The organism is Pseudoclavibacter caeni, assembly GCF_008831125.1.
Taxonomy (GTDB): Bacteria; Actinomycetota; Actinomycetes; order Actinomycetales; family Microbacteriaceae; genus Pseudoclavibacter_A; species Pseudoclavibacter_A caeni.
This window is the reverse complement of record NZ_WBKA01000002.1, coordinates 327,893-340,242: the sequence shown is the minus strand read 5'-3', so window position 1 is coordinate 340,242 and position 12,350 is coordinate 327,893. Positions and strand designations below refer to the sequence as shown.

General features: G+C 73.1%; 9 protein-coding genes. 2 read left to right on the top strand and 7 right to left on the bottom strand.

The window, feature by feature from the left end; translation table 11 throughout:
- Positions 1–49 precede the first annotated feature (49 nt).
- The 5 genes from F8O02_RS04025 to aceA form a co-directional block, all read right to left on the bottom strand.
- Positions 50–1,063 (bottom strand): acyl-CoA thioesterase, encoded by a 1,014-nt coding sequence (locus tag F8O02_RS04025; protein ID WP_158035946.1) that lies wholly within the window; start codon positions 1,061–1,063, stop codon positions 50–52.
- Positions 1,064–1,073: 10 nt separating this feature from the next.
- Complete coding sequence (locus tag F8O02_RS04020; RefSeq protein WP_158035945.1) at positions 1,074–2,255, bottom strand: cation:proton antiporter; 1,182 nt, start codon at positions 2,253–2,255, stop codon at positions 1,074–1,076.
- Positions 2,256–2,425: 170 nt separating this feature from the next.
- A complete protein-coding gene (locus tag F8O02_RS04015) occupies positions 2,426–3,739 on the bottom strand; it encodes an MFS transporter (RefSeq protein WP_158035944.1) in 1,314 nt (437 codons plus the stop codon).
- A 5-nt stretch (positions 3,740–3,744) separates the two neighbouring features.
- Positions 3,745–5,463 carry a malate synthase A gene (aceB, locus tag F8O02_RS04010; RefSeq protein ID WP_158035943.1) on the bottom strand — a complete coding sequence of 573 codons (1,719 nt, stop codon included), beginning with the start codon at positions 5,461–5,463 and terminating at the stop codon, positions 3,745–3,747.
- A 227-nt stretch (positions 5,464–5,690) separates the two neighbouring features.
- Positions 5,691–6,998: an isocitrate lyase gene (aceA, locus tag F8O02_RS04005; protein ID WP_158035942.1), complete on the bottom strand. Its 1,308-nt coding sequence runs from the start codon at positions 6,996–6,998 to the stop codon at positions 5,691–5,693.
- 244 nt (positions 6,999–7,242) lie between these two features.
- Between aceA and F8O02_RS04000 the strand changes: the two genes are divergently transcribed.
- Positions 7,243–8,751, top strand: coding sequence for a helix-turn-helix domain-containing protein (locus F8O02_RS04000; RefSeq protein WP_404821173.1), 1,509 nt, complete (start codon positions 7,243–7,245; stop codon positions 8,749–8,751).
- Between the two features lie 106 nt (positions 8,752–8,857).
- A complete protein-coding gene (rraA, locus tag F8O02_RS03995; protein WP_158035940.1) occupies positions 8,858–9,355 on the top strand; it encodes a ribonuclease E activity regulator RraA in 498 nt (165 codons plus the stop codon).
- A 13-nt stretch (positions 9,356–9,368) separates the two neighbouring features.
- Here the strand turns inward: rraA and F8O02_RS03990 are convergent, their stop codons facing one another.
- Both F8O02_RS03990 and F8O02_RS03985 read right to left on the bottom strand, forming a co-directional pair.
- Positions 9,369–9,998, bottom strand: a complete 630-nt coding sequence (locus F8O02_RS03990; protein ID WP_179416294.1) for a DedA family protein — start codon at positions 9,996–9,998, stop codon at positions 9,369–9,371.
- A 4-nt stretch (positions 9,999–10,002) separates the two neighbouring features.
- Entirely contained in the window at positions 10,003–12,135 is a 2,133-nt protein-coding gene (locus tag F8O02_RS03985) for an NAD(+) synthase (protein ID WP_158035938.1), read from the bottom strand.
- Between the last annotated feature and the right edge of the window lie 215 nt (positions 12,136–12,350).

Here is a 12,350-nt window from a genome sequence, read left to right as displayed (position 1 = left end):
GGTCGCGTCGTCACCACCCCACGTATCGGCGGCGCCTGCGCCGCGCCGCTCAGACCGCGGCGAGCGACAGCGGGATCGGGTGCATCAGCCGGCGCAGCGCGATCAGCTCGCGGGCGTGCCGCTCCAGACGGCGATCCTCGTCACTCACCGGGCTCCACTGCGGCACCAGGCGGGCGTGCCCGTCGGCGACGTCGACGAGCACGCTCATGCACCGGGTCGTCAGCCGCAGGTCGGCCGGGTGTGCGGGGTCGGCGGTGCGCACCTGGGTGCTCACGTGCACGCTGCGCGGGGTGGTCAGCAGCAGCCGGGAGCGGATCTCGACGATGTCGCCGATCGGGACAGGGCGCACGAAGTGGATGCCGCCGGAGTAGACGCTCACCATGTCGCGTCCGGTCCACCCGGTCGCGCAGGTGTCGGCCGCTTCACCGATCCAGCGCATCACCGTGCCGCCGTGGGTCTTGCCGCCCCAGTTGGCGTGCTGTGGGGCGGCAAGGAACCGGAACACCGTCTCCGGGGCAGTGCCCCGCCCGGTGTACGTCTGGTCGGCCATCGCACGGCGGATGCGCTCGCGTGGCTCGATGCGCTCCAGGGCGAGCTCGTGCAGGCGCCGGCCGGCGGCGTCCTCGGGCCGCCACTCGGGCACCCGGGTGGGGCTGCCCGCGTCGTCGACGGCGACGAACACGAGGATGCAGTCGCAGGCCGGCTGGAAGTCCCGGGTGCGCACGTCGGCCGACTCGACCTGCACGAGCACGTGCATGCTGGTGCGCCCGGTGTGGATGATGCGCGCATGCGCGGCGATGATCGACCCCGGCCGGATCGGTCGGGTGAAATGGACGTTGCCGACGTAGGCGGTCACGCAGTACGCGGAGCTCCAGCCGACCGCGCAGGCGTAACCGGCCCGGTCGATCCACTCGAGCACGCGGCCGGCGGCGATGGAGCGGCCTGACTTCGTCACCTCCTGAGGCAGGGTCATGAACCGCAGGGTGATGCGGTCGGCTGGGTCGTCGTCGGGGGCGACGCGGGGGATCGGCGTGGTCACGGGATGCGTGGGGGAGCTCGACATGCCGGTCACCCTATCCGCGCGCCCCCGGTGCGGCGGAGTCGTGTGCGACTGGTGTCGGAGAGGCGGGCCCGAAGCGGCGCCGGGCCAGCGCGGCGGTGCTGGCGAGCAGCAGCACGCTCGTCAGCGCCGCGACGACCAGCGCCGTGGGCTCCCCGTCGGCGAGTGCGCCCGTCTGCGTGCCGATCGTGGCCGCCGCGACGGGCACGCCGAGCATCGCCCCGCCGAGGGCGGCCAGCGACACCGGCTGGCCGACGAGGCGTCCGGCCAGATGTGCGAGGATGCCGCCCGCGCCGAGCACGACGCCGAGCAGCGCGGTCTCCGGGTGGCGCCACAGATCGACGATCGACAGCGAGGCGCCGAGCCAGACGTAGAACAGGGGCGAGAAGAACCCCTCGGAGAGGGCGAACACCTGCTTCGCGAGCCGGCGCGGCTCGCCGACGGCGGTGATCGCGAGCCCGGTGGCGAAGCCGGCGATCATGATCGACACCGCCGTCTGCGCGGCGATCGCGGCCAGGGCGAACAGGATCACGAGGGTGACGCGCAGCTCGAGGGCGAGCCCCTCATAGTGGCTGACCCGGTGCTCGGCGCGCAGCATCCCGCGGCGGGCCAGCCAGCGCAGACCGATCACCAGGGCTGCCGCACAGCCGGCGATGAGTGCCGCGCCGGCGAGCATCCGCCCGGCCCGGCCGGGATCGAGCACGAGCGGCAGCAGCACCATCGAGACCGTGTCGGTGAGAGCGACCTGCGCCATCGTCGCGGTGACCTCGGGGCCGGCGAGCCCGACCTGGCGCATCGCCGGCAGCACCAGCGCCGCCGACGAGGAGCCGAGCACGACGGCGTAGACGAGCCAGTGGGGTGAACCGAAGAAGTGGGCGACGAGGGCTCCGAGGCCGAGCGCTGCGGCGGAGGCGAGCAGGGCACGGCCGGCCCCGCGCAGCAGCAGCGGGCGCAGCCCGGGCTCCCGCAGCGGCACCTGGGTGCCGGCGACGAACATGGTCAGGGCGAAGCCGATGTCCGCCAGCAGCGTGAACATCGGGTCGCCGGCGTCGACCAGGCCGAGCGCCGATCGACCGATGAGGACGCCGCCGATGATCTGCCCGACGAGCAGCGGGGCGCGCCACCGGGTCGCCCAGCTCAGCAGCGGGCCGAACAGGGCGACCGCGGTGACGGCCAGCAGCGCGAGGAAGCTCATGAGTTCACGCTAGCAACCCCGCCGTCCGGGCGCCGTCGACACCGAGGGCGCCCGGACCGCGGCGTGCGGGCGCATCCGCGTCGCGGCCCGGGCAGCACATCCGGCAGCGGGCGAGTGGACGCTGGTGGTGCTGACGGCCGGACCGCCTGTCCTCGCCTCTGGGAACAGGTTCACGCCGGCTGGGGCTCGGCCTCGGCGCGGGGCTCGGCCGGCGTCGGGACGGTGCGCAGGCGGGCGCTCGCGACCCACACCCACGCCCCGGTGACCAGAGCGAGGACGGCGCCGGTCACCATGAGCCCGGGATGCGTCGCCGGGGTGGCCAGCGTGATCGCGGAGAGCACGGCCGGCATGAAGAACCCCAGGTAGGTCAGCCCGTAGTACACGGCGGTGAACGCCGCGAGCCGGCCCGGCGGGGCGATGCGCTGCACGATCTGCAGGCCGCTGACCAGTAGCGTCCCATACCCGGTGCCGAGCACCGCCGCCGCGATCACGCCCCGCCACAGCGCCGTGGCGGCCGACCCGGCGCCGTCCGCGCCCGGGGCCGCCAGGGCGAACGCGGCCAGCAGCATCCCCAGGACGGCCACGCCGAGCCCGGCGACGAGCATGTGCCGCCCGCCGGCGCGGTCGAGCCGGCGCACGAGCGGCTGCACGCCGACGCCGAAGCCGAGTCCGACCACGCAGGTGAGCGTGCTGTAGGCGATCTCCAGCCCCGACGCCGCCGGACGCAGCTGGGTCGGCAGAATCGCGTACGCGGTGCCCGCGCAGCCGAACACCCACGGGGCGGCCGGGGCGACGACGAGCAGGAACTGCCGCCGCACCCGCGGATCGACCCCCTCCTCGGCGAGCAGCGCGAACCGCGATCGGGACCGGCTGTGCGCCGTGGAGAGCACGGCCCGGCGCTGGGTCTCGGGAGCGCGTCGCAGCATCCACGCCATCGCCGGGGCGATCACCCCGATGGTGACCAGATAGGGCAGCAGCGTCGGAGCCGGCCCCCACTGCGCGATCACCCCGGCGACGAGCGCGCCCGTGCCGAAGCCGAGGCTCAGGGTCGTCGCTGCCCGGCGCGCGCCCGCACCAGCGTCGGCGGTCGGATCCCACGGCGCCTGGGAGAGCTCCTTGATCCAGGTGCTGCCCACCGCCATCGCGAGGCCCAGAGCGGCCCCGCACAGCAGCCGCCCGACGAGCAGCGCCGCCAGCGATCCCGGGAACAGGGCCAGGGCGAGACTGCCCGCCATCGCCAGCAGCGGGGCCGGGACGAGCACGGGACGGCGGCCGACCCGGTCGGCGACGGGCCCGCCGACGAGCAGGGCGGGGATGATCCCCAGCACGTACGCACCGAACAGCACGTTCACCTCGAGCGTGGTGAACCCACTGTGCAGCTGGTACATCACCAGCAGTGGCGTGAACTCGTTGCCCGCCCAGGCGACGGATCCGATCACCGCCGCGACGGACAGCCAGGCCCGGCCGTCATCTCGCGTGCGCATGCCCGTCACCCCCTCGCCGGTTCGGGGCCGGGTGCGGGCTCGGGCTCCGCCGTGTCCAGCGGCTCGGGCGTGAGCACATCGTCGCACAGGTGCATCCGGTAGGCCTCAGTGGTCAGGAACGCGGGGAACGGCTTCTCCAGCGCGACCTGCGAGAACACGGCCACTGCGTCGTCGAAGCGGTCGCCGGCGAAGCGCGGCAGCGACGAGACGACCTCGTCGATGATCAGCTGCACGCGTCCCCGGGTGACCGCCTGACCGGAGGCGGTCACGGTGCCGTAGTGCAGCCACTGCCAGATCTGCGTGCGGGAGATCTCCGCGGTGGCCGCGTCCTCCATCAGATCGTCGATCGCCGCGGCGCCGATGCCGCGCAGCCACGACTCGATGTAGCGGATGCCCACGGAGATGTCGTCGCGCAGCCCCTCCTCGGTCACCTCGCCGGGCGTCGACCGCAGGTCGAGCAGGTCGGCCTGGGTGATGGTCGCCTCCTCCACCGGGCGATCCAGCTGGTTCGGCCGGTCGCCGAGCACCCGGTCGAACTCCGCCCGGGCGATGTCGATCAGATCGGGATGCGCCACCCAGGTGCCGTCGTAGCCGGCCTCGGCCTCGCGCCGCTTGTCGGCGGAGACCTTCTCGAATGCACGTCGGGTGACCTCGGGGTCGCGCCGGTTGGGGATGAACGCGCTCATGCCGCCGATCGCGTACGCCCCGCGGCGATGCGCCGTCTGCACGAGCAGTCGGGCATAGGCCTGCATGAACGGCACCGCCATGGTGATGCGCGAGCGGTCGGGCAGCACGCTGCGCTCGCCGCGCTCGCGGAACACCTTGATCGTGCTGAAGATGTAGTCCCAGCGGCCGGCGTTGATGCCCGCGATGTGGTCGCGCAGCTCGTAGAGGATCTCCTCCATCTCGAACGCGGCCGGCAGCGTCTCGATGAGCACCGTGGCGCGGATCGTGCCGTGGGGGAGGCCCAGACGCTCCTCGGTGAACGAGAACACCTCGTCCCACAGCCGGGCCTCCAGATGGCTCTCCAGCTTCGGGAGGTACACGTACGGGCCACGGCCGCGCTCGATGAGCTCGTGGGCGTTGTGGAACATGTACAGGCCGAAGTCGACCAGACTGCCCGAGGCGTCCTCGCTGCGGCTGTTGTCGTCGGTGAACACCAGGTGGCTCTCCGGCAGATGCCAGCCGCGGGGCCGCACGACGATGGTGGGCAGATCGGTCAGCGTCGTCGAGCGCAGCTCATAGTGCTTGCCCTCCTGGGTGTCGAGGACGATGCGGCCGCGGATGGCGTCGAGCAGGTTGATCTGCCCGCCGATGACGTTCGCCCAGGTCGGGCTGGTGGCGTCCTCGAAGTCGGCCAGCCACACGCGGGCGCTCGAGTTGAGGGCGTTGATCGTCATCTTCCGGTCGGTGGGACCGGTGATCTCCACGCGGCGGTCCTCGAGCCCCGGGGCGCCGGCCGAGCCGGCCACCCGCCAGGTCGGGTCGGCGCGGATGGCCGCCGTGCCGGGCAGGAAGTCGGGGTTCTCGCCGAGCGAGAAGCGCTGCTGCCGCTTCTCACGGCGGTGGAGCAGGTCCGCGCGGCGGGACGAGAATCGGTGGTGCAGGGCGGCGAGGAAGTCGAGCGCCTCGGGGGTGAGGATCTCGTCGTGGCGCTCGTGGACGGGGCCGGCGAGCCGGATGACGGGGCGGCCGGGTCGGCGGAAGGCGGTGGTGGTGTGCATGGTCTTCTCCTGTCGGGTGGGCGACGGGCCCGCACGACGCTGTGCGAGCCCGTCGGAGGATGTTCGGGATCATCGGGGCGGCCGGCGGTCACCGGGGTGCCGGGGCCGCGGACGCCGCGGGGTGCGGCGGCCGGATGCGGTGGCCCGGCCTGGTCGGCTCGGCTCACCTGCCGGTCGGCCGGTGGGACGAGGACGGCCTGGTCGGTCGGCGTCCGCGTGCCGCGGGGTCAGAACTGGGCCTCCTCGGTGGAGCCGACCAGGGCGAGCGTCGAGCTGTCCGGGTTGAGCGCCGTGGAGATGCGGTCGAACCAGCCGGTGCCGACCTCACGCTGATGGCGCGTGGCCGTGTAGCCGTCCCGTTCTGAGGCGAACTCGCGCTCCTGCAGCTCGACGTAGGCGCTCATCTGCCGGTCGCGGTAGCCGAGGGCGAGCTCGAACATCGAGTGGTTGAGCGCGTGGAATCCGGCCAGGGTGATGAACTGGAACTGGTAGCCCATCGCCGCCAGCTCCCGCTGGAACGAGGCGATCTGGTCGTCGTCGAGGTGCGCCTTCCAGTTGAACGAGGGCGAGCAGTTGTAGGCGAGCAGCTTGCCCGGGTACTGCTCGTGGATGGCGTCCGCGAACTGACGGGCGAGCTCCACGTCGGGCTCGGCCGTCTCGACCCACAGCAGGTCGGCGTACGGGGCGAAGGCCAGGCCGCGGGCGATGACCGGCTCGATGCCGCTGCGCACCCGGTAGAAGCCCTCCTCGGTGCGCTCGCCGGTGGTGAACGGGCGGTCGCGCTCGTCGACGTCGCTGGTCAGCAGGTCGGCGCCGAGTGCGTCCGTGCGGGCGATGATGATCGTCGGCACCCCGGCGACATCGGAGGCGAGCCGGGCCGACTGCAGCGTGCGGATGTGCTGGCGGGTCGGCACGAGCACCTTGCCGCCGAGGTGGCCGCACTTCTTCTCGCTGGAGAGCTGGTCCTCCCAGTGGACCCCGGCCGCGCCGGCGGCGATCATCGCGCTCTGCAACTCGAAGGCGTTGAGCGGGCCGCCGAAGCCGGCCTCGGCATCGGCGACGATCGGGGCCATCCAGTCGCGGGTGACGGCCGAGGGACCGCCCTCGCCGAACTCCACCTGGTGGGCGCGCATGAGCGCGTTGTTGATGCGGCGCACGACGGCTGGCACCGAGTTCGCCGGGTACAGGCTCTGATCCGGGTAGGTCTGCCCGGCGAGGTTCGCGTCGGCGGCGACCTGCCACCCGGAGAGGTAGATGGCGCGCAGCCCGGCCTTGACCTGTTCGACTGCCTGGTTGCCGGTGAGGGCGCCGAGTGCTCGGACCCAGTCGCTCTCGTCGTGCAGCAGCTCCCACAGCCGCTCGGCCCCGCGGCGGGCGAGCGTGTGCTCCTCCCGGATGCCGCCTCGGATGGCGATGACGTCCTCGGCGGTGTAGTCGCGGCGGATGCCCTCCCAGCGCGGGTCGGTCTCCCACTCGCGGCGCAGCTCGTCGGCGGTCTGGGTCTGGTCACCGGGGCGGATGCTCTGCTCGGTCATGTCGATCTCCTTCGATCCGTCGGGCCCGCCTTCGCGGGCCCAGCTGTTGTCGAGCCGGGGCGGTCCCGCCGTCCGCGCGATGCGGCGGTGATGCGGACGACGGGGTGTGACCGTCACGCCGTTGTGGCGGCCACCCGTCCGGGCTCGACATCCACTCTGCGGGATTCCGGCGGGGTGCTCCGGACGATTCGAGGGGTGAAGTTCTCGCGTTCTTCTGCTTCGCGGATGGAACGCATGTGCCATGATGGTCGCCATGACGATCACGCAACGGCGCGGAGATCGTCGGACGGACCGGGACGTCGCCGACGCCCTGGTCGTCGGTCGACGGATCCGCGCGATACGAAAGCAGCGAGGCATGACGCTCGAGGCGCTGGCCCGGGCCGTCGACCGCGCGCCGAGCCAGATCTCGGCACTGGAGAACGGGCACCGCGAGCCCCGACTCGGGATGCTCGGCCGGGTGGCCGAGGCGCTCGACGTGCCCGTCGGCGAGCTCATCATCGACGACGCCCCGGACGAGCGGGCCGCCCTCGAGATCGAGCTGGAGCGCATCCAGCGCTCGGTGGGGTTCTCATCACTCGGACTGCCCGCCGTGCGGGTGGGGCCCCGGCTCGCCGACGACGCGCTGCGCACGATCGTCGGGCTGTACCGGCGCATCGAGCAGCTGCGCGACGAACGGCAGGCGACGCCCGAGGAGGCCCGGAGGGCGAATGCGGAGCTGCGCCGGGAGATGCGCGAGCACGACAACCACTTCGAGGAGATCGAGGCCGAGGCCCAGCGGCTGCTGGCCGCGATCGGGTACACCGGCGGGCCCCTGCCGCAGCGGCTGACCGCGGCCGCCGCCGACCACCTCGGGGTGACCCTGCACTACGTCGACGACCTGCCGCAGTCCACCCGGTCGGTGCTCGACGAGCGCAGCGGGAGGCTGTACCTGCCCAAGTCGATCATCGGCGCCGGCGACTCCAGGGCCGCGGTGCTGCAGGCGCTCTCCAGCCGGGTGCTGCACCACCAGGTGCCCCGTGACTACGCGGAGTTCCTGCGCCAGCGGGTCGAGAGCAACTATTTCGCCGGGGCGATGCTCATGCCCAGGGACGGCGCGGTCGCCCTGCTGCGGCAGGCGATGCGGCAGCGGGACATCGCCATCGATGACTTCCGCGACGCGTACGCGGTCAGCTACGAGATGGCCGCCCACCGGTTCACGAACCTGGCCACCCGGTTCCTGGACCTGCCGGTGCACTTCGTGAAGGTGCACGAGTCGGGCACGATCTGGAAGGCGTACGAGAACGACGACGTGTGCTTCCCGACCGACTCGCTCGGGGCCATCGAGGGGCAGACCTGCTGCCGGCACTGGACGTGCCGGCTCGTGTTCCGCGAGACCGACCACCTCAGCCCCTTCGCGCAGTACACCGACACCCCGACCGGCACCTACTGGTGCGCGGCGCGCGTGCTCGCCTCGTCCCGCGGCCGGGTGTCGGTGTCGGTGGGCACCGACTTCGCCCACGCCCGCTGGTTCCGCGGCGCGGACACGCGCAACCGGGCCACGTCGACGTGCCCCGACGAGCACTGCTGCCGCATCCCGCCGGCCCGGCTGCGGGAGCACTGGGAGGATCACTGCTGGCCGTCGAGCCGTCCGCATGCCTCGCTGCTGGCCGCGCTGCCGCAGGGCGTCTCCCCCGGGGTTGACACCACCGCGGTCTACGAGTTCCTGGAGCGGCACGCGCCGGATGCCCCGGGCGCGAGCGACGGCGCGGGCTGACCTCCGTCGCCGCGCGGCGACGAGGCCGCGACCCGCCGGGGTGAGGCGCACAATGAGCCGGACGGGGCGATGCCCCGCCCGCCGAGACCACGAGGAGAGGAACACCATGACCGAGAAGACCGATGACGTGCTCACCGCCGACCTGGCCGACGACCGCACGCGGCCGCTGCGGAGTGTGAGCAGCCAGCTGCGCAGCTTCGGCGGCCGGCCCCGCGCCCACGGGCCGGTGCACACCCTGCAGCTGTTCGAGGACAACTCGCTGCTGCGGGAGGCGCTCTCCCAGCCCGGTGAGGGGCGCGTGCTCGTCGTCGACGCCGGCGGCTCCCTGCGCCGCGCGGTGATGGGCGGCGACCTGGCCGAGCTGGCCGCCCGATCCGGGTGGGCCGGGGTGCTCATCGCCGGGGCCGTGCGCGACACGGTCGAGATTGCCCACGCCGCCGTGCACGTCAAGGCGCTCGGCTCGCAGCCGGTGCCGACCGTCAAGCGCGGCCAGGGCGTCGCCGGCGAGCCGATCCGATTCCTCGACGTGGAGGTGCGCCCCGGCGACTGGGTCGCCTCCGACGAGGACGGCGTGGTCTTCCTCGACCAGGCGCCCGAGCGGTAGCCGAGACCGGCGGTCAGCCGCGCACGAGCCGCCGCTGCACGAGCGAGCCGATCCACCCGGTGACGAGTCCGGCGAGCACGCCCAGCACGATCATCAGCAGGGTGTGCTCACGCGCCCAGATGCCGGCGACCGAGCCGATGCCCATCGTGAACAGCGTCCACACGGCCCCCGCGGCGGCTGCCAGACGCAGGAAGCCGACCAGATCGAGCGGGGTGTCGGCGCAGGCGATCGCCGTCGCGAACCGGCCGAGCGGCACCATCCGGGCGAGCGCCACCGTTGACCACGGCCGCCGGGAGAGCTGCTGCTCGACCCAGTCGCGCAGGCGGGCCAGCCGGCTCGCCCGGTCGAACACGGCGCCCACGAGGCGGCCGCGGCGGGCGATGCCGAACGTCAGCGTGTCCCCGGCCATGCCGCCGGCCCACACTGCCGCGGCGAGCACGGCCAGCGCGAGGACGTCCGGGCCGTGCGCCATCACGATGACCGTGGCGACCAGCACGAGCGACTGCGAGGGCAGGAACACCAGCGGCCCACCGGCGGCGAGAACCACGGCGACGACGATCGGCAGCCACACGGAGTCCCCGATCGCCACCGCCCACTGGGCCGCCTCCGCCTGCTGCAGCCAGGCGATCACCGCGCCGATCACGCGCTCACAGGTCGCCGGGGATGGCGATCGGGGTCGTCGGCGGCGCTGGCGGGGTGCTGCCGGGCGCGGGGAAGACACTGTGCAGCTCAGCGAGCCAGGCGTTGGCGTTGCCATCGGAGGGCGCCCGCCAGTCGCCGCGCGGCGACAGCGACCCTCCGGGGGAGACCTTCGGGCCGTTGGGCACGGCGGTGCGCTTGAACTGGGCGAAGCCGAAATAGCGGCGCAGGAACACCTCGAGCCAGTGGACGATCTCGTCGATCGTGTACCCGCGCCGCTCCGACTCGGGGTAGCCGGCCGGCCAGCGCCCGGTGCCCTCGGGCCCCCAGGCGTGGTGGGCGAGCCAGGCGACGCGGCTCGGCCGCAGCCCCAGTCGCAGCACGTGATACAGGGCGAAGTCGTGCAGGGCGTACGGGCCGATCGCGTCCTCGGTGCTCTGCACGTGTCCGGCGGTGTCGGCGGGCACGAGCTCCGGGGAGATCTCGGTGGCGAGCACCCGGTCGAGGATGTCGCTGACCGCAGTGGGGAACAGCCCGGAGCGGCTCACCCAGCGGATCAGGTGCTGCATGAGCGTCTTCGGCACTCCGGTGTTCACGGTGAAGTGCGACATCTGGTCGCCGACGCCGTAGGTGGACCAGCCGATCGCGCCCTCGGAGAGATCCCCGGTGCCCACGACGATGCCGCCGCGCTGGTTCGCCAGCCGGAACAGGTAGTCGGTGCGCAGCCCCGCCTGCACGTTCTCGAACGTGGTGTCGTAGACGGGCTCGCCGGTGGCGAAGGGATGCCCCATGCGCTCCAGCAGCTCGCGGGCGGCCGGGCGGATGTCGATCTCCTCGAACGTCGCGCCGAGCGCGGCGGCCAGCGCGGTCGCGTTCGCCTTCGTCTGCTCGCCGGTGGCGAAGCCGGGCAGGGTGAACGCGAGGATGTCGGAGCGGGGCCGGTCGAGGCGGTCCATCGCCTGTGCACACACGAGCAGCGCGTGCGTGGAGTCGAGGCCGCCGGAGACGCCGATGACGAGCTTCGGGCTGCCGATCGAGCGCATGCGCTGCATGAGCGCGGCGACCTGGATGCTGTACGCCTCGTAGCAGTCCTGCGCGAGCCGGGCGGGGTCGGAGGGCACGAACGGGAACCGGTCGAGGGCCCGGCGCAGCCCCACCTCGCCGGTGGGCGGGCGCAGGGTGAACGGCACGGTGCGGAAGGCGTCCACCCGCGCGGAGTGGGTGCGTCGGGTGTCGTCGAACGTGCCCTGGCGCAGCCGCTCCTGCACGAGCCGCTCCAGATCGACGTCGGCGGACGCGATGCGCGGCCCGTCGGGGAAGCGCTCTGTGCCGGCGAGCCGCTCGCCGGCCTCGTAGATCATCGTCTGGCCGTCCCAGGCCAGGTCGTTGCTCGACTCGCCCTCGCCGGCCGCCGCGTACACGTAGGCGGCCAGACACCGGGCCGACTGGGAGCGGACCATGAGCTCGCGGTCGTCGGCCCGGGCGATCGTGATCGGGCTGCCGGAGAGGTTCGCGAGCACGGTCGCCCCGGCGAGTGCGGCCTCGGCGCTCGGGGGCACGGGCACCCACAGGTCCTCGCACACCTCGACGTGCAGACGCAGGCCAGGCACGTCCTGGGCGGCGAAGACGAGGTCGGGGCCGAACGGGGCCTGCACGCCGCTGACGGTGATCGCCTCGCCGCGGGAGTCGTCGCCGGGTGCGAACCAGCGGCGCTCGTAGAACTCGCGGTAGGTGGGCAGGTATGACTTCGGCACCACGCCGAGGACGTGGCCGCGGTGGACGACGACCGCGCAGTTGTACAGGCGGCCGCCGTGGCGCAGCGGCGCGCCGACGACGAGCACGGGCAGCAGGTTCACGCTCGCGGTGACGATGCGGGTGATCGCCTCCTCGACCCCGTCGAGCACCGCGTCCTGCAGCACGAGGTCCTCCAGCGAGTAGCCGGTCAGGCACAGCTCGGTGAACACGGCGACCGCGACGGCCTCCTCGTGGCAGCGGTGCGCCTGCTCGATGACCCGGTCGGCGTTGGCGTGGGGATCGGCGAGGGAGATGGGGAAGGTGACGGCGGCGACGCGGGCGTACCCCTGGGCATAGACCCCGGCGTCGAGCCCTCGCGCACGCGCGGCGAGCAGACGATCGGACATGATCCCAGTCTCCCACAGTCGCAGGGGGATGGCGTGGCGACCCAGGATGGGCTCGAGGTGAGCGAGTCGGTCGCAGGAGAGCCCGCGGTCCGTGCCCGCGTGGTCGAGCCGTGTTGCCGCTGCGCACACCGTCTCCACCGAGGCCGCAGTATCCACCCCTGTACGCCGGCATTCGCTCCCGATAGACTGGCCGCCCCCTCGGCGGAACCAGGGTG